Source organism: Caulobacter sp. ErkDOM-E (assembly GCF_048541895.1).
Classification (GTDB): Bacteria; Pseudomonadota; Alphaproteobacteria; order Caulobacterales; family Caulobacteraceae; genus Caulobacter.
On the sequence record NZ_CP183331.1, the window covers coordinates 3319077 to 3339767 of the forward strand.

Consider the following 20691-nt stretch of genomic DNA (forward strand, 5'->3'; position numbering starts at 1 on the left):
ATAAGACCGCCCGGGCCACGCGGGGCGCTCCCCAACCGACCCGTCTCATGGACGAGCCGCGCGAGGACCGCGCGCGCCGTCATGCGGCATTGTCTGAAAGACAGCCAACTTGACTCAATTCACTGACCTTGGCCTGGCCAAGCCGCTCCTCAAGGCCCTGGCCGACAAGGGTTACACCACCCCCACCCCGATTCAGGCCCAGGCCATCCCCACCGTCATGACCGGTCGCGACCTGCTGGGTATCGCCCAGACCGGCACCGGCAAGACCGCCGCCTTCGCCCTGCCGATCCTGCACCGCCTGGCCGAAGACAAGAAGCCGGCCCCGCGCCGCGGCTTCCGCTGCCTGGTCCTGTCGCCGACCCGCGAACTGGCGACCCAGATCGCCGACAGCTTCCGTGACTATGGCAAGCACATGGGCCTGACTGTCGCCACCATCTTCGGCGGCGTGAAGTATGGCCCGCAGATGAAGGCCCTGGCGGCCGGCGTCGACGTGGTCGTGGCCACCCCGGGTCGCCTGATGGACCACCTGGGCGAAAAGTCCGCTCACCTGAACGGCGTCGAGATCTTCGTGCTCGACGAAGCCGACCAGATGCTGGACCTGGGCTTCGTGGTGCCGATCCGCAAGATCGCCTCGCAACTGCCCAAGGAACGCCAGAACCTGTTCTTCTCGGCCACCATGCCCACCGAGATCGGCAAGCTGGCCGGCGAGCTGCTGAAGAACCCGGCCCAAGTGTCGATCACCCCGTCGGCCACCACCGTCGAGCGCATCGACCAGTCGCTGATCTTCATCGAAGCCCAGCGCAAGCGCCCGCTGCTGGCCGAACTGCTGGCCGACAAGGCCGTTGAACGTTCGATCGTCTTCACCCGCACCAAGCGCGGCGCCGACCGGGTGGCCAAGTATCTGGTCGCCAGCGGCATCGAAGCCGCCGCCATCCACGGCGACAAGACGCAAGGCCAGCGCGAACGCGCCCTCGCCGCCTTCAAGGCCGGTGACGTCAAGGCCCTGATCGCCACCGACATCGCCGCACGCGGCATCGACGTCAACGACGTCAGCCACGTGTTCAACTTCGAACTGCCCAACGTGCCGGAATCCTACGTCCACCGCATCGGCCGGACCGCCCGCAAGGGCAAGGACGGCATCGCCATCAGCTTCTGCGCCGATGACGAACGCACCCTGCTGCGCGACATCCAGAAGGCCACCCGCCAGACGATCCCGACCTTCGATCGCCGCAACGACAAGAGCCTGGCCGCGGCCGCCGCTGTCGCCGACAAGCTGGCTCCCCCGGAAAAGTATGTCGATCCCCGCCGCGCCGACCCGCGCAACAATGTCCCGGCCGAACTGCGTCGTCAGCGCAACCGTCCGGCCCGCAGCGGCGACGGCGCCGCCAAGAGTCCGGGCCAAGGCCAGAGCCGTAATGGCGGCGGCGGCGGTCGCAGCGGCGCCTCGAACGCCTCGGCCAAGCCGGCCGGCGGCGACTATCGCGGCCCCAAGCGCAGCAGCGCCGCGGCGCCCGCCGAGAAGCGCTGGAACCCGATCGACTGATACCCAAGACGGGTATTACTCCCCGGGGCGCGCCCTGACATGTGACTGAATCGACGGTCGTTTTCACCCCGAGGGGCGAAAGCGGCCGTTTTTTTCGTCCGCAAGGCCATTTGCCGCCCGCAGGGGTCGGCTCCCGGCCAGAGAAGCCTTGAATCAGGCTCCGCGATGGGTTCACCTGCCGCTGGGACCGGTCGCGCACCGGTGGGAGGAAACAGCTGCGATGGCGGAAACACAGCCGCGCGCCGGACCGACGCTGACGAGGATCGCCGGCGGCGAGATGGCTGGACGCGTGCGCGCCTTCGACTGGTCGACCACGCCGATCGGCGCGATGGAGACCTGGTCGCCCAGCCTGCGCCTGGCCGTCGACATGATCCTGGCCACCAACTTTCCCATGGCCCTGCGCTGGGGTCCGCAGCTGTGCCTGATCTATAACGACGCCTATGCCCCGGCCCTGCACGAGAAGCACCCGGCGGCCCTGGGCATGCTGTTCAGCGAGCACTCCGAGGCGTTTCAGGCCAGCCTGCGGACGATGCATGACACGATCCTGGACGGAACCAGCGGCGGCTACGCGCTCGAGAAAATGCCCCTGAGCGTCAGACGCGACGGCGACGCCGGTCCCCGGATCGGCCATTTCACCATCAGCTACAGTCCCGTGCCCGACGCCAGCGCCGCGAGCGGCGTCGGCGGAGTGCTGATCACGGCCGTCGAACTCACCGAAGCCGTCGAGACCGAACGCACCCTGCGCGAAACCGAGCGGCGCTATCGCCTGGCCATCGAGGCGGCCGGCGGCATCGGCGCTTGGGACTGGGACGTCAAGGCCAACAAGGTCTATGCCGACGCCGGCTACGCCGCCCTGCACTCGCTGACGCCGGAGCTGGTCGAGGCCGGTCTGCCGGTCGAGAGCTTCACCCCGGCCGTGCACCCCGATGATCGCGAGCGCATCAGGAAGGTCAGCCTGGCGGCGATAGAAAGGGGCGGCGACTTTTCGGATGAATATCGGCTAGTCATGCCCGACGGCTCGACCCGCTGGGTCTATGCCCGAGGCAGCGCCTATCTCAACGCCGACGGGACCCCTTCGCGCAATACGGGCGTGGTCGTGGACATCACCGAGCGCAAGGCGGCCGAGGCCAACCTGCTGGCGGCGCGGGCCGACCTGGACCTGGCGGTGCAAGCCGCCCGCATGGGTCGCTGGGATCACAATCCATCGATCGGCGCGCGGTTCTGGGACAAGCGGGCGCGCGAAATCTTCGGCCTCAGCGACGATGTCGAAAACACCGCCGAGACCTTTGAAAAGCTGGTCCATCCGGACGATCTGCCCGCCCTGCGCGCCACGCTCAGAGCCACCCTGGATCCCGCCGGCGACGGCAAGATCAATCAGGAATACCGGATTCATCGCGCCTGCGACGGGGCGCTGCGCTGGATCGAGATCTCCGGCCGGGCCTATTTCGAGCATGGCCAATGCATCCGCTTCGTGGGCGTGGTTTCCGACGTCACCGAACGCAAGGAAACCGAGGCCCACCTGCTGCTACAGGAAGAGACCCTGCGCCTGGCCGTCGACGCCGCCGACCTGGGAATCTGGGAACTGGATGTCGCCTCGGGCCTGCTGACCTGGTCGGACCGCTGCTATGCGATGTTCGGCGTGGCGCCGGGAGAGCCGGTCACCGTCGACACCTTCTACGAGTGCCTGCATCCCGATGACCAGGAGCCGACCCGCGCCGCCATCGCCCGCGCCCTGGATCCGCGCCTTCGCGCCGACTACGCCCTCGAGTTTCGCACCGTCGGCCGCGACGATGGCCATGAGCGCTGGATCACCGCCAAGGGCCAGGCCTTCTTCTCGCCCGAAGGCAAGGCGACCCGGCTGCTGGGCGCGACGGTCGACATCACTGACCGCAAGCGGGCCGAACTGCACCTGCGCCTGCTGGTCAACGAGCTGAACCACCGGGTCAAGAACTCGCTGGCCACCATCCAGGCCATAGCGGCCCAGAGCTTCAACGCCTCGCGCCCCCTGGCCGAGGCCCAGGAGGCCTTCACCAGCCGCATCCTCGCCCTGGCCGAGGCCCACGACCTGCTGACCCGCGAGAACTGGGAAGGCGCGGAGCTGCATGACATCGCCGCGCGCCTGGCGGTGCTGCATGGCGGTTCGGCGCGGTTCGAGCTGGCCGGCCCGGCGATCCGGCTGGCGCCGCGCACGGCCCTGTCGCTGTCGATGGCCCTGCACGAGCTGGCCACCAATGCGGTGAAGTACGGCGCGCTGTCGGTTCCGGGCGGCCGCGTCCACATCCGCTGGGCTCTGGCCCCGGGGATGGCCGAGCGGCTGGACCTGACCTGGACCGAGAGCGACGGCCCGCCCGTCAGCCCGCCCACCCGGCGCGGCTTCGGCTCGCGTCTGATCGAACGCGGCCTGGCCGCCGAACTGTCGGGCGAGGCCGCGATCCGGTTCGAACCCGCCGGCGTGGTCTGCCACATTCGGGCGCTGCTGGACGCTTAGAAAACTACCGCTCTCCCCGGCGTTGACCGGCAAGAGCGGATGGAAGAGATAGCCAAAGCCTAACCCGCCGCCCTCAACGCCCGGCCGATCTGCTCGTCGGTCCGCCGCATCACCATCAGCACGGTCAGGGCGATGATCACCAGCGGCGCGGCCCAGCCGGCCAGGCCCATCACGGTCAGGGTGGTCGCCCCGGCGATCTGGGCGCCGATCAGGATCTCGGCCAGGGTAGCCAGCCACGACGCCCCGCGCCGACGGCGGAAGTCGGCGCGCTTGCCGGGCTTCTGGTGCCACAGATTGATCAGGCCGCAGGCCCAGGCGGCCAGGCCGGCGCCGACGGCGGTGATCAGGCCGGTCAGGGGCTGGAACCAGGTCAGGGCCGCGATCGGTCCCACCAGCAGCACGGCCACCGGGATCAGGGCCGCCACCAGCTTGGCGCGGCGCAGGGTGGCCATGGAGGTCGGCGACACGGCCAGCAGGTCGGGGGTGTCCTCGGCCGACAGGGTGATCCAGGCCAGACTGCCGGCCACCTGCCCGGCCATGAAGGCCACGATCCCGGCCCCGCCGGCCAGGGCGACGGCGTCGACCTTGGCGGCCGAGCGGGCCAGCACCAGGGCCAGCGGGATCAGATACAGCACCCGCAAAAGCACCTGCGACAGCAGGGTGGCGTCGCGGCCGATCAGCCGCAGCTCCTTGCGCACCGTCGCCTTGAAGGCCCCGGCCGCGAAGGCTCCGGCGGGTTTGACCCGGCCGCGCGGCCGCTTGGAGGCCGCGCCCTGGGCGGCCGCAGCGGCGTCGGAGAACCGCCGGCCCAAGGCGTTGGTCGCCAGCCAGAACAGGCCGACGCCGAGGGCCAGCATCCCCGCCAGCGGCAGGGGCTCGCCGATCATGGCGCGCAGCGGCAGGCTGGCCCAGGGCGGCGGGGTCAGGCGGCCATCCATCGCCTCGCGGACGATCGTGGCATAGAGGGTCTCGCTGGCCGCCTCGCCCATCAGGTTGCGATACTGGCTGGCCAGGAAGAAGGCCGCGCCGACCAGGGCCGCCAGCACCTGGGCCACCGTGCGGGTGCGGCGCGGACCGATCAGGGCAAACAGCGCCATGGCCAGGATCAGCCCCAACGCCGTGGCGGTCAGGGCCAGGGCGATCAGCACCCCGAACACGCCCAGCCAGCCGGGATGGCCATACAGGATCGACGGCAGCAGGATCGGGGCCGCGAACGCCATGAAGATCGTCGCCACCCCGGTGGCGATGCCCAGCGAGCGCACCAGCAGCACCTTGCGCGGCGCGATCGGCGAGGAGAACAAAAGGTCCAGATCGCCCCGCTCGTACAGCGCCTCGGCCGAGGCGCTCAGGGTCTGGGACAGCATCAGGGTCAGCAGCACCGCGCACAGCAGGTCGGCGATCAGCACGGCCAGCGGATGGATCGGCGCCTCGTGGCCATGCACGGCCAGGGCCAGAAACACGCCGCCGACAGAGGCGAAGGCCAGCAGGATCGCCAGGCCGATCAGGGCGCCGGCCCCCTTGCCCGACTTGCCGCCCTTGCCAGATTGGCCGGCGCGAAACCCTCGCCAGGCCAGACGCATCTCGTGGGCCAGCAGCCAGGCCGTGCTGGCGGGTTTGAGCAGGCTCACGCGGCGGCGCTTTCGGCGGTCAGCTGCAGGAAGACGTCCTCCAGGGTGGAGCTGCCGCCCGCGCCGCCGGCCTGGGCGCGCAGCTCGTCCAGCCGCCCCTCGGCCAGCAGCCTGCCGCCGGCGATGATGCCGATGCGGTCGGCCATCCGTTCGGCCACTTCCAGAATATGGGTGGTCAGGATCACCGTGGCGCCGGCGTCGACCCGGGCCCGCAGCATGTCTTTCACCAGCCGCGCGGCGGCGGCGTCCAGGCCGGTCAGGGGCTCGTCGAGGATCAGCAGGCGGGGGTCATGGATCAGGGCCCCCGCCAGGGCGACCTTCTGCTTCATGCCGCGCGAAAAGCCCTCGCAGCGGCGGCGGGCCTCGTCGGCCAGACCCAGCTGGGCCAGCAATTGCTCGGCCCGGGTCTTGGCCAGCTTGGGATCGACGTTCCAGAGACCGGCCACGAACTCCAGATATTCCAGCGGCGTCAGGCGGTCATAGATCATCGCCTCGTCGGGCGCCCAGGCGACCAGGGCCTTGGCTCCGGCCGGGTCGCTGCGGGCGTCGACGCCATAGATGCTGATCTGGCCGCTGTCGGGCTGGGTCAGGCCCGCCACCATCCGCAGGGTGGTGGTCTTGCCCGCGCCATTGGGACCCAGCAGGGCGTAGAGCTCGCCAGCATGGACCGTCAGGTCCAGATTGGCCACGGCGGGCTTGGCGAAGGTCTTGTTCAGACCCCGCACGATCAAGGCTTCGGTCAAGGCAGGGGTCCCCAAGTCACGCCGGCATCAGAACGTGATTGGGGGACAGGTGGCAAGCGCCGCACGGGCCCCCTACGGGCTGCTGCGCAGCCGTCTTCCCCCGGAGGGGGAAGATGACCGCGAAGCGGTCAGGAGGGGGCAAGTGTCAGCGACCTCGCGCGGGAACCGCCGAGTTGGTGGGAAGGGCTGCGGAGCGTCCGGGCCTCGCCCGGATGAGAGTGTAGTGAATACCGTTTCGACGAAGACAGACGCTCCGCGTGATCGTTATCCCTCTGGCCGGGGTGCGCAGGCCTGTTCAGCCTTTTGCCCCACCCGGGCTTTGCCCTCCTCGCGACGGACCCAGCCTTGGGCTGCAGCCACGCCGATTCCGCAGGAACCCGGAGCGAACCTTCGGACGGGCGGAGGCCTTGGCTAGCCCCCGATGGGCGGGTTTACGTCACCCGCCCTCACTCCCGCTCGATCACCCCTGACAGCCGCAACGGTCGCCGTACGTGCGCCCTTCCCGTGCTGTCAGGTGAGATTGATTATGCGGGCGGTTTCGACGCGTCTGATGGGCGCGATCAAGTTTTTTACAAGCCGTTGATTTCGCTCAGGTCTGCTCTGGTAAAAACGGGGTTACAGTGCGGCCAATGCCCATAACTCCCGTCATTCCCGCCCTTGTGGCGGGAACCCCTCTACCCGCCGCAGGTGCGGGAGGGGCGAAGTGCGCGCGCACTTCGCTGGCGCTTCACGTGCGAACGGAACGAGGGGTTCCCGCCACAAGGGCGGGAATGACGGTGATTTATTAGAGAGGCGCCCCCGCCCACCGTCACGCCGCAGGGAGCCATCCTTAAATCTCACGGCGAGATGATCGCCGGTCTGTCCAGGAGATTTAAGGATGAGCGGGACGCAGGGCGTCCGCTTGTCGGCAATGAGCCAAAGGCCGCTTTCGACCCTTATCGGACCTTCGGTCCACGCACCCGACCCCTTAGCGGACATCTCAATGGACGTTAGTCTGCGACCGCGTCGGAGCTGAGATCTGCTTGTTCGCCCAACGGCCAAATCTCTCCAGATCGGACGCAAGCAGCGACGTTTAAATCCGCTTCAGTCGTCAAGGGTCGCAGGCCCGGTTTCCGCTCAGCCGATCTTTGAAGCGGTCCATTATAAGCGTGGTCTCGACCGCCTCTACGCCCGACACCGCGCTCAGGCGATCGGTTAAACTCGACAGTGCACTAGCGGACAGCACCCGAACGACGAGCACAGCATCGATTGGGCCGGCGGTGGAGTAACCGTCCAGGATTTCGGGCCACGACCTGATCCGATCCAGCACCAGGTTGCATGGCCGGATGCCGAACCGAAGCGAGACAAGCGCTGAAACGCCGTGCACCGGGGGTGCACGTATGATCGCAGTGTATCCGGCGACGACGCCGTCCCGCTCCAAACGCGCAAGCCGCGCTTGGACCGCTGTGCGGGACAAGTTCACCTCGCGCCCGAGGGTCGCGACCGAACGCCGGGCGTTCTCTTGCAGAAGGAGGAGCAGTTTGCGGTCGGTGGCGTCAAGGTCGGCGTCCACTGGTATCGGACTCCTGAAAAACGTCACTTCGCACACGCTTTGGTCGGATCGCAATATAGCCGCTGACAGTCTCCAGGTCGATAACGATGTGACCGCCACAGAGGAGCAAGCGATGCAAGTATTTCGCCCCGACAAATACGTAGCCGAACGCGCTTGGGGCGCGATCGACATCGAGCGATTGGCAGATGCGACTGTCCGTCTGCACTGGACCGACGAGCCCTACATCTGGCACGTCAACGATGGTCCAGAAGTGTTCGTCGTGTTGGACGGGTGTGTCGACATGCACGTTCGTACGGCGGACGGCGAGTCCTGCGTCCGGCTAAACAAAGGAGACATTTTTCACGCTGGCGAGGGTGACGAACACAAGGCTGAACCAGTGGGTGAGGCTCGGGTCCTCGTAATCGAGCGCGCCGACAGCTTGTGAGCACGTTTTCGGTGAACTGTGAGGAACAGTGTGCTTGCGGGCATTGGTGATCAACCCCGCTATTGCCGGTTTAGAGCGCTAAAGCGACGTACCAGCCAGTTTGCGGAAAGTCTGTTTCCCACCCACAGCCGCCGTTCGCCACGCCCCGCCCCCTCAGAACGTCGTCTTGCACCGCTGCTTGTAGTGCACGCCGCGCAGGAACCCGCGCCGCGCCAGGCCCGCGTCCAGGGCCGCGTCGAGGCGGCGTTCGGCCGGGGCGGCGCCGGTGATCTCGCGGACCAGACCGCGGAACGGGATGATCGAGTTGATCACCGTCTTGCCGCCGGCCGCGGCCAGCTTGCCGGCGCGGCTTTCCTTGACCTCGTTGCCGACGATGTAGTCGGGACCCAGGGCTTCGTTGAGTTTGCGGACCTCGCCGGCCAGCTGCACGCAGGTCTTCAGGCCCTTGAGCGTGTAGGGATCGGCCAGGGCCTCCTCGAGGATCGGCGGCGTCTCGCGCCGCATCATGCCGACATCGCGGCCAGGCTGTGAGCCGATCTCCAGGACCGACTTGCGGGCGCCGTCCCAGCGACCCGGAGCGACGGCTTCTTCCTTGGCCTTGTCGTCGCCGCGTCCGACCTGCGCCTTGTCCTTGTCCTGGGCTTGGGCGACGCCGCCCAGAGTCAGCGCCGCGACGACCGCGAACATCCCGTATCGAAAGCCAGATCCACGCATGTCAAATCCTCAAGCGCCCGAAAGACGGAACGCGGGTTAGGAACGGCAAGCTTGGCAACAGGTTCCGCCTAGGCCCTATCGACATTCAGCCTACCATTATCCTCTATTCACCGTCATTCCCGCCCTTGTGGCGGGAACCCCTGGTTCAGCTGGCAGGTGAAACGCAAGCGGACCGCCAGCGGTCCGCCCCTCCCGCACCTGCGGCGGGCAGAGGGGTTCCCGCCACAAGGGCGGGAATGACGGAGTTTAGGAGGTCGGCCGCCGTCGCGATCCTGAATGTCGGTCCGCCCTAGTTCGGCGGCGAAACCGCTTCCAGCTCAAACGCCGAGTCCAGTGCGTCGTCATTGGGCACCTCGCCCTTCAGGGCGGCGTCGAGCACGGCCTGCAAGGCGCCCCAGACGAAGGCCAGCTGCTCCAGAACGGCCGGCACGCCATCAGGCTCGAAGCCCGGATAGCAATCCTCGATCAGCCACAGGCCGGTCAGGACGTCGAAGCCGAAGCGGCAGCCGATCAGGCGAAACTGCGCGCGGGCGATGGTCTCGAACAGGGCGGTCAGGTCGCGGGCCTGGTCCAGATCCTGCGGATCCAGCACCTGGCAGCGGACCTGCAGCCAGTCGTTCTCGGGGAACAGATAGAAGGCCCCGTCGTCGTCAGCGCCGGAGACCTCCAGGCCGTTGTCGATCTCGCTGACAAGGTAGCCGGCTTCGCGGCAGGCCGAAGCGACGGCGTCCAGGTCGATGGGATAGGGCTCGCTGGCCATCGTCAGGACCGGTAATCGCCGTTGATCGCCACATACTGTTTGGTCAGGTCGCAGGTCCAGACCGTGGCCGAGCCCTTGCCGACGCCCACATCGACCGTGACCTCGAACTCGGGCTTCTTGACGTAGGCGCTCATCGCCGCCTCGTCATATTCGGGCGAGACCAGGCCGTCGCGGGCCGCATAGAGGTCGCCGAACTTGATGCTGATGCGCTCGCGGGCCACCGGCTCGTCGGCCCGGCCGATGGCCATGGCGATGCGGCCCCAGTTGGCGTCCTCGCCAGCGAAGGCGGTCTTGACCAGCGGGCTCTCGGCGATGGTGCGGGCGATCTTGCGGGCGCTGGCCGGGCTTTCGGCCCCGTTGACGGTGACGCGGACGAACTTGGTCGCGCCCTCGCCGTCGCGCACCAGTTGCTGGGCCAGATCCAGCAGCAGGGCGTCGAGCTTTTCACGGAAGTCGGCCAGGCGGCGGTCGCCGGCGCGGTGGATCTTGGGCGCGGTCGACTGGCCGGTGGCGAACAGCAGCAGGGTGTCATTGGTCGAGCGGTCGCCGTCCACCGTCACGCTGTTGAAGGTGGTGCGGGTATAGAGGCTGACCAGGGTCTGCAGGGCCGCCGGCGCGATGGCCGCGTCGGTGGCGACGAAGGCCAGCATGGTCGCCATGTCGGGCGCGATCATGCCCGAGCCCTTGGTGATGCCGGCGATCCTGACTTCGTGCCCGTCGATCAGGGCGGTGGCGAACGCGCCTTTCGGGAAGGTGTCGGTGGTCATGATCGCCTGGGCGGCCTGCGACCAGGCGTCGGCCGTCAGGCGGGTCTCGACCTCGGCCAGGCGGGCGGTGATCTTGGCGTCGTCGAGGATCACCCCGATCACGCCGGTCGAGGCCATCATCACGTCGCGCTGGCGGCAGTCGAAGCGCTTGCCCACAGCCGTGGCCACCCGGCGCACCGCGTCGGCGCCCGGCTTGCCCGTGAAGCTATTGGCGCAGCCGGCATTGACCACCAGGGCCCGCACATCGGCGCCGCCGGTGGCGGCCAGCTGTCGCTTGCACCAGTCGACCGGGGCCGAGCCGACGCCATGACGAGTGAACACGCCCGCCGCGCTGGTGCCCTCGGCAAAGCGCATCAGCAGCATGTCCTCGCGCTCGTGCTTGTAGAAGCCCGCGCGGCCGGTGGCGATCTCGACGCCGGCGATCGGCGGGATAAGCGGGAACGGCACGGCCAGGGGCGAGATCGCCAGACCAGGCTTGCCCGGCGCGGCCGCCGCCTTGGCGGGCTTGTCGTCGCGACGGCGCGTGGCCCGCTTCAGGGCCGAGGCCAGGGGATCCAGGGCGCGTTCCAGGCTCTGGCCCACGCGCTCGACGGCGCCCGGCGTGGCGGCGTCGGCTTCGGGCTTGGCGAGCGTCTTGTCGGTCTTGGAGGGCATCGGGTCGTCTCGACTAGTTCTTCTTCGCGGGCGCAGGCGCAGGCGAAGCCGCGGGAGGCGCAGGAGGCGCGGAGGCCGGGGCCGAGCCTTGCAGCTCCACCGGCGGGGCCGACGCCGGCTCCTCGGGCGCGCCGGGCACGTCCTGGGTCTTGCTGGCCAGCATGTCGACCTTGGCGCCGCCGCGCAGCTTTTCCAGCAGGTCGCGGACCTGATCATAGGTCAGGAAGCGCACGATCTGCGGACGGGCCGCCTCGAGCGTGATCGGCTCTTCCATGCGCTTGTCCTCGACGCGCAGGATCGCCCAGCCGCCTTCGGTGGCGAACGGTCCGACCAGCTGGCCCTTCTGCGCGGCCTTCAGGGGGGCGGCATAGGCCTCGGGCATCACATCGACGGTGAAATAGCCCAGGTCGCCGCCATTGAAGCGCGTGGCCTGATCGGTCGAGCGCTCCATGGCCAGGGCGTCGAACGAGGCGCCGGTGGCCAGAAGCTTCTTGATGCTGTCGGCCTCGGCCTGGGTCGCGACCAGGATCTGGCGGGCGCGGATCTCTTCCGAACGCTTGGACAGCTTCTGCTGCTCGGCATAGAGGCGGCGGATGGCGTCTTCATTGACGGCCTTTTCGACCACGCTCTCGACCAGCATGTCGCCCAGGATGCGCTCACGGGCGGCGGCCAGGCGGCGCTGGGCCACGGGATCCTTGTCCAGCTTGCGCTTGAGGGCCTCGGCGGCCAGCAGCTTCTGGTCGACCACCTCGTCGAGGCGCTGGCGGAATACGTCGCTGGAGATGTCCAGCGGCTCGCCCTCGCTGATCAGGCCCTGGGCGACGGCCTCGCGCTTGACGTCGGAGGCCCAGACATTGTGCCCGTTGACGCGGGCCACGGCGGTGTCGCCCGGCTCCGGCGGCTTTTCGGCGCTCTTGTCCTGACCGCAGGCGGCCAGAATGACCGTAACGGCGAGAGCGGCCCAAACGCGGCTGTGGCGGAACTTGATCAAGGACGGATCTCCGAAACACCTTAGCGACGGGCTCTAGCGTGGTTTCGGCCGCAGGGGAATGCAACTCCGGCGCATCCCGCCGACCGCTTTTCGCGAAAGCGAGCCGACGGGACAACCAAACGCGGTAAAGGCCGGAAACCTTCGTCTTTACCCTGCTCTATAAGGGGGCCTCGCGTTGACACTGGCAGGGTCGCTGCTTAAGTCTCGCGCGCGCCGTAAGGGCCGGAAAAGTCGTGCTTGATAATGACCTTGCGCGGTCCCCAACGCCCACAGCGCCTAACACTTCATCGGAATTTCGACTTCATGCTCGGCTTCGCCAAAAAGCTCTTCGGCTCTTCCAACGACCGCAAGGTCAAGACGCTGACCGCCCGTGTGGCGAAGATCAACGCCTTTGAGCCGCACCTCGCCGCGCTCTCCGACGAGGCTCTGAAGGCCAAGACCGACGAGTTCAAGGCGCGCCTCGAGAAGGGCGAAACCCTCGACGACATCCTGCACGAAGCCTTCGCCGTGGTGCGCGAGGCCTCCAAGCGGGCGCTGGGCATGCGCCACTTCGACGTCCAGCTGGTCGGTGGCATGGTGCTACACTTCGGCGGCATCTCGGAAATGCGCACGGGTGAAGGCAAGACCCTGGTCGCCACCCTGCCCACCTATCTCAATGCCCTGGCCGGCAAGGGCGTTCACGTCATTACCGTCAACGACTACCTGGCCAAGCGCGACGCCGAGTGGATGGGCCAGATCTACAACTTCCTGGGCCTGAGCTATGGCGTGATCGTCAACGGCCTCAGCCAGGGTGACCGTCAGCGCGCCTATCGCAGCGACATCACCTACGGCACCAACAACGAATTCGGCTTCGACTATCTGCGCGACAACCTCGTCTACAGCGTCGAGGAAATGGTCCAGCGCGGCCACCACTTCGTGATCGTCGACGAGGTCGACTCGATCCTGATCGACGAAGCCCGCACGCCGCTGATCATCTCGGGCCCGACCGAAGATCGCAGCAGCCTGTACAAGACCGTCGACGTCCTGGTGAAGGAGCTCATCAAGGACAAGACCAACTACGATCACGACGAGAAGCAGAAGCAGGTCATCCTCACCGAGGACGGCCAGGAGCGCATCGAAGAAGTCCTGATGTCAGGCGGCCACCTGGCCGAGGACACCGCCGGTCTGTACGACGCCGCCAACATCTCGCTGGTCCACCATGTGAACCAGGCTCTGCGCGCCAACGTGCTCTACACGCGCGACAAGGATTACATCGTCAAGGGCGACGAGGTGATCCTGATCGACGAGTTCACCGGTCGCATGATGACCGGCCGCCGCCTGTCGGAAGGCCTGCACCAGGCCATCGAGGCCAAGGAAGGCGCCGACATCCAGCCCGAGAACCAGACCCTGGCCTCGGTGACCATCCAGAACTATTTCCGCCTCTATACCAAGCTGTCGGGCATGACCGGCACGGCCTCGACCGAGGCCCAGGAATTCGACGACATCTACAAGATGGCCGTCAGCGAAATCCCGACCAACCGTCCGGTGATGCGCATCGACGACGACGACGAGGTCTATCGCACCGAGCGCGAGAAGAACGACTCGATCCTGATTCAGATCGCCGACTGCCATGCGCGCGGCCAGCCGATCCTGGTCGGCACCGTGTCGATCGAGAAGTCAGAGGAGTTGTCCAAGCTCCTGTCGACCTATGCCTACAAGGTCGAGATGTCGCGGGCTCCGAAAGCCGAGCACGCCGGCAAGGACGAGAAGGAACTGGCCAAGATCGGCGATGACGCCTTCGACATCGTCTACCAGACCGGCAAGGGCATTCCCCACCAGGTGCTGAACGCCCGCTTCCACGAGCAGGAAGCCGGCATCGTCGCCGACGCCGGGGCCCCCGGCGCGGTGACCATCGCCACCAACATGGCCGGCCGCGGCACCGACATTCAGCTGGGCGGCAACCTCGACATGCGTCTGGCCAGCTGGCGCCAGCAGCAGAAGGGCCTGGGCATCACGCCGCTGCCCGCCGACGAACTGGCCATGCGCGCCGAGATCGAGGCCGACATCGCCGAGTCCAAGGCCAAGGCCTTGGCCGCCGGCGGCCTGTTCGTGCTGGGCACCGAGCGCCACGAAAGCCGCCGCATCGACAACCAGCTGCGCGGCCGCACCGGCCGTCAGGGCGACCCGGGCCGCTCCAAGTTCTTCCTCTCGTGCGAGGACGACCTGCTGCGCATCTTCGCCGGCGAGCGTCTGGACGCGATCATGCGCACCTTCGGCGTCCAGGAAGGCGAGGCGATCACCCACAAGTGGCTCAACAACGCCATCGCCACCGCCCAGAAGCGCGTCGAGCAGCGCAACTACGAGATCCGCAAGAACCTCCTGAAGTACGACGACGTCGTCAACGACCAGCGCAAGGCCGTGTTCGAGCAGCGCCAGGAGTTCATGGAGTCGACCGACCTTTCCGACATCATCCACGAGATGCGTCGCGACGTGGTCGACGACCTCGTTTTGCGCCACCTGCCGCCCAAGGCCTATGCCGAGCAGTGGGACGTCGAGGGCCTGACCGAACGGGTGAAGTCTATCCTCGGCCTGGACCTGCCGATCGCCGAATGGGCCGCCGAAGAAGGCATCGCCGACGAGGAGATGCGCGAGCGTCTGACCAAGGCCGCCGACGCCTACGCCGCCCAGCGCGAAGAGATCATCACCCCCGAGCAGATGCGTTCGGTCGAAAAGAGCTTCCTGCTGCAGATGATCGATCTGCAGTGGCGCGAGCACCTGATGCACCTGGACCACCTGCGCAACGTCATCGGCCTGCGCGGCTACGGCCAGCGCGATCCGCTCAACGAGTACAAGACCGAAGCCTTCAGCCTGTTCGAAAAGCTGCTGGGCGACCTGCGCACCAACACCACCCGCTGGCTGATGACGGTCGAGATCGCCTATGCCGAGCCCGAGCCCCTGCACAGCCCGGAAAACCTGATCGAGGTCCACATGGACCCGCTGACCGGCGAGAACATCGCCGTTGCCGGCGCCCTGCCCGAGGGCCTGTCGCCCCAGCAGCGCGAGGCCCTGCCGGTCTCGGTGCTGCCGGAAGGCTGGCAGAACACCAGCCGCAACGGCGCCTGCCCCTGCGGTTCGGGCAAGAAGTTCAAGCAGTGCCACGGGTCGCTGGTCTAGCGGCTTCCGGGCTTTGAGTTTGAGATCTGAAGCGCCCGCCCTGGGGAACCGGGGCGGGCGTTTTAGCCTTGCCCCCCCCTAAAACCCGCTCTCCCCGGCGAAAGCCGGGGCCCAGATCGAACCCTGAGCGTGAATGTACTTGCCATGCCTTGGGCGCGTCAGCCCCAAACGCCCCGGATGAATCTGGGCCCCGGCTTTCGCCGGGGAGAGCGGAGTGTAGGTGGCCCTACCCCAGAAATTCCAACGCCAAATCCCGCCAATCCGGGTTATCAGCCTCGATCAGTTGCAGCTTCCAGACCCGCCGCCACTCCTTGATCTGGCGCTCACGCCGCCAAGCGCCTTCCCGTGTCTCATGGGCTTCATACCAGACCAGCATTGTGCAGCCATATCGCCCAGTGAAGCCGCGTTCACGCGACTGATGCTCTGAGACGCGACGGCCGAGGTCGTCGGTGTAGCCCGTGTAGAGTGTACCGTTGCGGCGGCTGGCCATGATGTAGACGTGGAACATCATGGCGTAACCTTACAGAGATTTTCTGATCAATTTCAATCTAAGGTTATAAAATATCCGCTCTCCCCGGCGAAAGCCGGGGCCCAGATTCATCCGGTACATTTGGGGCTGATCCGCCAAAAGTCTTGCCCGTGCGGACGTGATCGTGGGTTCGATCTGGGCCCCGGCTTTCGCCGGGGAGAGCGGAGTTTATAGGTCACGACTTCTTGCTCTTCCGCCCCACCACCCAGGCCGCAACGACCAGCATCACGGCCCAGCCACGCGCCACCTGACCCGTTGACGCGCCCTGTTGACGCCCCCCGCCGCCACAAGCCAACTGACGCCTCACGTCGACGAAAGACCCTCCATGCGCCTCGCCAGCCTCGCCGCCGCCCTCATCCTGATCGCGGCCGGTCCCGCCGCCGCCGCGCCCAAGACCTTCCGGCAGTTGCTGGACATGCCGCGCGCCCAGCCCACCGCCCACATCCCCTATGGCCCCGAGCCCGAGCAGTTCGGCGACCTGTGGCTGCCGCAGGGGCCCGGCAAGCATCCGGTGGTGGTGCTGATCCATGGCGGCTGCTGGCAGGCCAAGTATCCCAGCGTCGAGCTGATGGCCTATATGGCCAAGGACCTGCAGGGACGCGGCTATGCGGTCTGGAACCTGGCCTATCGCCGGCTGGGCGAGCCGGGCGGCGGCTATCCGGGCACCTTCGTCGATGTGGCCAACGGCCTGGACAAGCTGCGCGACCTCGCGCCGCAGCATCACCTGGACCTGAAGCGCGTGGTGGTGGCCGGTCACTCGGCCGGCGGACACCTGACCACCTGGGCGGCGGGCCGCGATCGCCTGCCCAAGGCCAGCCCCCTGCGGGTGGGCAAGCCCCTGAAGATCCGGGGCGCCATCAGCCTGGCCGGCATCAACGACCTGGCCGCCTATCGCGCCACCGGCCCCGACGCCTGCGGCGGGCCCGACACCATCGACCAGCTGACGGCCGGCGCCGCGCTGCCGGACCGCTATGCCGACACCTCGCCGCCGGCCTTCCTGCCGATCAGGACGCCGCTGGCGGTGATCTCCGGCGCGCTGGACCCGATCGTGCCGCCGGTGTTCGGCGTCGACTTCGCGGCCAGGGCCAAGACGGCGGGCGACCGGGTGGAAGAGATCACGATCGCCGACGCGGGGCACTTTGAGCTGATCGATCCGACGTCAGCCGCGTGGGCGCGGATCGTGAGGGTGATTGACGCGATGGCGGGCAGATAAGCTTCCGCAAGCTTCCCCTTTTTCAACCGTCATTCCCGCCCTCGTGGCGGGAACCCCTCGTGCCGCCGCAAGGGCGGGAGGGGCGAAGTGCGCGCGCACTTCGCTGGCGCTTCACGTGTCCGCTGAAACAGGGGTTCCCGCCACAAGGGCGGGAATGACGGTGCTACTTTTTGGAATTTAGGGCCGCACCACACACCCGGTCTCCGGCCCCGCGCGGCCTTCCAGCACCGCCAGATAGGTCGCCGCGATGGCGTCCTGGCCCTGGCCGGTCTCGACCTTCAGCCAGCGCCCGGCATCGGCGACGAAGGCGCTCCAGGCCGCGCCATAGCGGCTCTCGAAACCGCCGGGACCCCAGTCTTCCTGGCGCTTTTTCACGCGGTCGGGGGCGAAGAACAGGATCGGCTTGGGACCAGGCAGATCGCCCGCGCCGCGCTGCGCTTCCCAGTGCGTGCCGCCGACCAGGCAGGAATAGGCCAGGTCCTCGCCGAACCGGCGGTGGACCGCGCCCAGCACGCCGGCGTCGCCCGCGAAATCGACGAACACCGCCGGTGTGGCAATCGGCGCCGTGGGGAAGTCGTCATAGGTCACGACCTGGTCGTAGAAGCCCAGGGCCTCGACAAAGGCCACATTGCGCGCCGAGGTCAGGCCCACCACCTTGGCCCCGCCGCGCTGCTTGAGCAGGAAGGCCAGGCCGATGGCGGTCTTGGACGAGGCGCTGGACAGGATGATCGACCCGGCGCCGAACATGGCGTGCTCGTCCAGGAAGTCGTCGATCAGGAAGCCGGTGATGAACAGCGGCTGCAGCAGGGACCGCAGGGCCTCGGTTGCGTCCTCGGCGTCAACCGCCGTGTACTGATTATAGACCGCCGCCAGATGCTGGCGGTGCGGCGCGGCGTCGGCGAAGCCGCCGCGCGTCTTGCGGGGCTGCACCGTCAGATGGGTCGACATCGGATAGTAGCCGTAGAAGCGCTGGCCGACCGCGATGTCGGGGTGGCTGGAGGCCTCGACCGTCGCGAAACCCCAGACCGGCACGCGGCCGAAACCTTCCGCCGCCGGGAAGAAATCCCAGTAGCGCATGGCCTCGCCGAATACGGCATAGGTGATGTTGTTGGCGGTCAGGGCAAAGCTGTCGACGGCCAGGCGAACCTCGCCCTCGGCCAGGTCCGGCAGCGTGGCGGGCTGGAATTGTGTCTGTCTCAGGTCGGTCTTGGCGACCAGAAAATCCCAGGCCATGGCGGCGCTCCCGTGGTTGTTGGGGGTGAGGTAAGCGCAGCTGAAGCCCCGACGTCAAACGATTGTTCGACATCCAAAACGGCTTGTCATCCCGGCCGCAACGAAGTGGAGAGCCGGGACCCAGGGCAACCGCGATGCGGCGGCCCCTGGGTCCCGGATAGCCTCTGCGAGGCTTCCGGGATGACAAGGTTTGGTCGGCGCCTAGGCTGCATTCACCCAGTTGCCATGGAACCCGAACGGCACGCGCCGGGGCAGGCTGGCGCTCGCCACCGGACCCGCTGCGACGTTCATCGCGTCCAGCACGACCAGCTCGCTGGTGTTCAGCTGGCCGCGATAGACCACCGCCGTCAGCCAGCCCTCGCCCTCCGGCGCAGTCGGTGAGACCGGGGTGAAGACCGCCTCGGACACCGCATCGCCGACCGGCACGCTCCATTCGCTGCGACGGCCCGTCTCCAGGTCGATATGGGCGATGATGTTGGTGCGGAAGTCGCCGGGCTTGAGGCTCTGACCGACAAACCAGCCGTGGCGATAGGGCAGGCCCGCCAGCCGCTCGTCAAAGCGCGGGAACTCGCCGGCCAGATCGTCGAGTTGCGTTTCGGTCACCGACCCGCTGGTCAGGTCGATCGTCCAGCGCACCAGATAGGCCGCCGCGTTCTCGCCCCGCGTGCCATCGGCCTTGGGGAACAGCGGCGCCGAGGCGTAGCGCATCACATCGACGATGATGGTCTCGCCCTCATCGAAGGCGTTCATCACGTGGAAGACATAGCCCTTGGGGGCCTCGATCCAGCGCAGGCTGGCCACGCCCTGGTCGCGGCGCAGCACGGCCAGCTGGCCGCCCTTTTCCGGCTCCCAGGCAAAGACCGGCTGGCCGCCCATGGCCCGCTGCAGGCTGCCGGTGAGGGGCAGGACCGGAATGACCACATGCTCGCGGGTGACCGCGAAATCATGGATCATCGAGCAATAGGGGGCCTCGAAGGTCTCGCGCTTCAGCAGGGTCCCGCCGGCGTCGGCCACGCCCCAGCTGACCTTGTTCGACAGCGGCATCGGATCATCGGCATAGGCGAAGAACACCATCTCGCCGGTGATCGGGCAGGTCTTGGGGTGGGCGGTGACCTTGCCGCCCAGATCATAGGGCCCGATCGAATCCAGCGCGGGTCCGGACAGCTGGAAGGGCGCATGGGCCTCCTCCAGGGCCAGCAGCCGGCCGGCATGCTGGACGATGTTGGTATTGGCCACGCCGCTGTCGCCGCCCATGACCGAGGGATCGGTGGTCATCGGATTGCCCCAGCTGCCGAACAGGGCCTGACCGGCCGCGTGCTCGACCGTCCACTTGTTCGTGCGGACCCAGCGGTTGCGGTAGTGCACCCTGCCCTCGTTCAGGGTGAAGGCGTGCAGCATGCCGTCGCCGACGAACCAGTGATAGTTGCCGTCGCGCGGCTCGAACTGCGGATTGGGCCCGTTGCGGTACAGCGTCCCCGTCAGGCCGGGGGGCAGGACGCCCTCCACCACCAGCTCAAAATCATCCTCGCTGCGCACCGGTGCGAAATTGCCGGTCAGATAGGGGTTGATGCGAACCTCGCCGTCCATGGTCGGTCTCCGGGCTGTGGTCGTGATGGCTTATTGTTTACGTTGTAAATTTATGTTGTAAGAAAATCAGTCCGTCAACTGGGATTCGTCAGTGCCCCGCGTCCTGTCTTCCGAAGACATCGAAGAGTTCCGTCGTCGCCTGTGCGTGGCCGCCGAGGCCCTGTTCGCCGAACGTGGCCCCGAGGCCGTGACCATGCGCGAGCTGGCCACCGCCATGGGGGTCAGCCCGATGACGCCCTATCGCTATTTCCAGGACAAGGACGCCATTCTCGCCGCCGTGCGGGCCGCCGCCTTCACCCGCTTCGCTGAGGCCCTCGAGGCCGGAGTGGGGCCTGGGGCGGCCCCGATGGAACAGTCACGCCAGGCCGGCATGGCCTATATCGAGTTTGCCCTCGCCCAGCCCCAGGCCTACCGGCTGATGTTCGACCTCAACCAGCCGACCGAGGCCGACTATCCCGACCTGCAGGCGGCTGTGGCCCGGGCCCGGCGGACCATGACCGTCCACGTCGAGGGCATGATCCAGGCCGGCCTGCTGGAGGGCGACGCCGAGATGATCGGCCACATGTTCTGGTCCGTGCTGCACGGCATGCTGATGCTGCAGATCACCGGCAAGCTGGCCCCGACGATCGACCCCCAGGCCCTGCGGCGCCTGATGTTTGCCACCCTGCTGCGCGGACTGGGGCTGCCGCAGCCCTGATCCCGCCCGGCCCGC

Annotated in this window: 16 protein-coding genes and 2 pseudogenes; 7 read left to right on the top strand and 11 right to left on the bottom strand. The window is 67.5% G+C overall.

From position 1 onward, the window contains the following. Positions 1-109: 109 nt before the first annotated feature. Both ACN2C7_RS16290 and ACN2C7_RS16295 read left to right on the top strand, forming a co-directional pair. Positions 110-1543, top strand: a complete 1434-nt coding sequence (locus ACN2C7_RS16290; RefSeq protein ID WP_419318270.1) for a DEAD/DEAH box helicase — start codon at positions 110-112, stop codon at positions 1541-1543. A 220-nt stretch (positions 1544-1763) separates the two neighbouring features. Continuing rightward, on the top strand, positions 1764-4031 hold the full coding sequence (locus ACN2C7_RS16295) for a PAS domain-containing protein (protein ID WP_419318272.1): 2268 nt from the start codon (positions 1764-1766) through the stop codon (positions 4029-4031). A 59-nt stretch (positions 4032-4090) separates the two neighbouring features. Here ACN2C7_RS16295 and ACN2C7_RS16300 read toward each other — a convergent pair whose 3' ends face one another. From ACN2C7_RS16300 to ACN2C7_RS16310, 3 genes are all read right to left on the bottom strand, one after another. Further along, complete coding sequence (locus tag ACN2C7_RS16300; protein ID WP_419318274.1) at positions 4091-5659, bottom strand: hypothetical protein; 1569 nt, start codon at positions 5657-5659, stop codon at positions 4091-4093. After that, positions 5656-6402 carry an ABC transporter ATP-binding protein gene (locus ACN2C7_RS16305; RefSeq protein ID WP_419318276.1) on the bottom strand — a complete coding sequence of 249 codons (747 nt, stop codon included), beginning with the start codon at positions 6400-6402 and terminating at the stop codon, positions 5656-5658. The genes ACN2C7_RS16300 and ACN2C7_RS16305 overlap by 4 nt, the downstream gene beginning before the upstream one ends. Positions 6403-7492: 1090 nt before the next feature. Then, a complete protein-coding gene (locus ACN2C7_RS16310; RefSeq protein ID WP_419318278.1) occupies positions 7493-7954 on the bottom strand; it encodes an Lrp/AsnC family transcriptional regulator in 462 nt (153 codons plus the stop codon). Between the two features lie 112 nt (positions 7955-8066). Between ACN2C7_RS16310 and ACN2C7_RS16315 the strand changes: the two genes are divergently transcribed. Then, positions 8067-8378: a cupin gene (locus ACN2C7_RS16315; RefSeq protein ID WP_419318280.1), complete on the top strand. Its 312-nt coding sequence runs from the start codon at positions 8067-8069 to the stop codon at positions 8376-8378. 153 nt (positions 8379-8531) lie between these two features. On the opposite strand, the gene ACN2C7_RS16320 is transcribed toward ACN2C7_RS16315, so the two are convergent. The 5 genes and pseudogenes from ACN2C7_RS16320 to ACN2C7_RS16340 form a co-directional block, all read right to left on the bottom strand. Next, positions 8532-9092: a hypothetical protein gene (locus ACN2C7_RS16320; RefSeq protein WP_419318282.1), complete on the bottom strand. Its 561-nt coding sequence runs from the start codon at positions 9090-9092 to the stop codon at positions 8532-8534. 111 nt (positions 9093-9203) lie between these two features. Beyond that, a pseudogene (locus ACN2C7_RS16325) lies at positions 9204-9335 on the bottom strand (hypothetical protein); the annotation flags it as partial. Between the two features lie 46 nt (positions 9336-9381). Beyond that, on the bottom strand, positions 9382-9852 hold the full coding sequence (locus tag ACN2C7_RS16330; protein WP_419318284.1) for a hypothetical protein: 471 nt from the start codon (positions 9850-9852) through the stop codon (positions 9382-9384). A gap of 2 nt (positions 9853-9854) precedes the next feature. Further along, positions 9855-11273 carry a bifunctional glutamate N-acetyltransferase/amino-acid acetyltransferase ArgJ gene (argJ, locus tag ACN2C7_RS16335; protein WP_419318286.1) on the bottom strand — a complete coding sequence of 473 codons (1419 nt, stop codon included), beginning with the start codon at positions 11271-11273 and terminating at the stop codon, positions 9855-9857. A gap of 13 nt (positions 11274-11286) precedes the next feature. Continuing rightward, positions 11287-12264 carry a peptidylprolyl isomerase gene (locus ACN2C7_RS16340; RefSeq protein WP_419318288.1) on the bottom strand — a complete coding sequence of 326 codons (978 nt, stop codon included), beginning with the start codon at positions 12262-12264 and terminating at the stop codon, positions 11287-11289. A gap of 303 nt (positions 12265-12567) precedes the next feature. On the opposite strand from ACN2C7_RS16340, the gene secA reads away from it, so the two are divergent. Continuing rightward, the gene (gene secA / locus ACN2C7_RS16345) at positions 12568-15417 is read left to right on the top strand and encodes a preprotein translocase subunit SecA (RefSeq protein ID WP_419318290.1); all 2850 of its coding nucleotides are present in this window, start codon (positions 12568-12570) and stop codon (positions 15415-15417) included. Positions 15418-15643: 226 nt separating this feature from the next. Here secA and ACN2C7_RS16350 read toward each other — a convergent pair whose 3' ends face one another. Further along, positions 15644-15928, bottom strand: a complete 285-nt coding sequence (locus ACN2C7_RS16350; RefSeq protein ID WP_419318292.1) for a GIY-YIG nuclease family protein — start codon at positions 15926-15928, stop codon at positions 15644-15646. A gap of 343 nt (positions 15929-16271) precedes the next feature. Here ACN2C7_RS16350 and ACN2C7_RS16355 point away from each other — a divergent pair, with 343 nt between their 5' ends. Then, positions 16272-17159 (top strand): alpha/beta hydrolase family protein, encoded by an 888-nt coding sequence (locus ACN2C7_RS16355; RefSeq protein ID WP_419318294.1) that lies wholly within the window; start codon positions 16272-16274, stop codon positions 17157-17159. A gap of 177 nt (positions 17160-17336) precedes the next feature. Here ACN2C7_RS16355 and ACN2C7_RS16360 read toward each other — a convergent pair whose 3' ends face one another. Then, complete coding sequence (locus ACN2C7_RS16360) at positions 17337-18392, bottom strand: DUF2855 family protein (RefSeq protein WP_419318296.1); 1056 nt, start codon at positions 18390-18392, stop codon at positions 17337-17339. A gap of 75 nt (positions 18393-18467) precedes the next feature. Between ACN2C7_RS16360 and ACN2C7_RS16365 the strand changes: the two are divergent. Further along, positions 18468-18550: pseudogene (locus ACN2C7_RS16365) on the top strand (hypothetical protein); the annotation flags it as partial. 43 nt (positions 18551-18593) lie between these two features. Here ACN2C7_RS16365 and ACN2C7_RS16370 read toward each other — a convergent pair. Then, entirely contained in the window at positions 18594-19979 is a 1386-nt protein-coding gene (locus ACN2C7_RS16370; RefSeq protein WP_419318298.1) for a carotenoid oxygenase family protein, read from the bottom strand. 91 nt (positions 19980-20070) lie between these two features. Here ACN2C7_RS16370 and ACN2C7_RS16375 point away from each other — a divergent pair, with 91 nt between their 5' ends. Next, positions 20071-20676 (top strand): TetR/AcrR family transcriptional regulator, encoded by a 606-nt coding sequence (locus ACN2C7_RS16375; protein ID WP_419318299.1) that lies wholly within the window; start codon positions 20071-20073, stop codon positions 20674-20676. The last annotated feature ends 15 nt before the right edge of the window (positions 20677-20691 follow it).

Coding starts and splice junctions, on each gene's coding strand:
- argJ (WP_419318286.1), bottom strand. CDS start 11,273: ATGCCCTCCAAGACCGACAAGACGCTCGCCAAGCCCGAAGCCGACGCC.
- ACN2C7_RS16330 (WP_419318284.1), bottom strand. CDS start 9,852: ATGGCCAGCGAGCCCTATCCCATCGACCTGGACGCCGTCGCTTCGGCC.
- ACN2C7_RS16320 (WP_419318282.1), bottom strand. CDS start 9,092: ATGCGTGGATCTGGCTTTCGATACGGGATGTTCGCGGTCGTCGCGGCG.
- secA (WP_419318290.1), top strand. CDS start 12,568: ATGCTCGGCTTCGCCAAAAAGCTCTTCGGCTCTTCCAACGACCGCAAG.
- ACN2C7_RS16355 (WP_419318294.1), top strand. CDS start 16,272: ATGCGCCTCGCCAGCCTCGCCGCCGCCCTCATCCTGATCGCGGCCGGT.
- ACN2C7_RS16370 (WP_419318298.1), bottom strand. CDS start 19,979: ATGGACGGCGAGGTTCGCATCAACCCCTATCTGACCGGCAATTTCGCA.
- ACN2C7_RS16315 (WP_419318280.1), top strand. CDS start 8,067: ATGCAAGTATTTCGCCCCGACAAATACGTAGCCGAACGCGCTTGGGGC.
- ACN2C7_RS16350 (WP_419318292.1), bottom strand. CDS start 15,928: ATGATGTTCCACGTCTACATCATGGCCAGCCGCCGCAACGGTACACTC.
- ACN2C7_RS16360 (WP_419318296.1), bottom strand. CDS start 18,392: ATGGCCTGGGATTTTCTGGTCGCCAAGACCGACCTGAGACAGACACAA.
- ACN2C7_RS16295 (WP_419318272.1), top strand. CDS start 1,764: ATGGCGGAAACACAGCCGCGCGCCGGACCGACGCTGACGAGGATCGCC.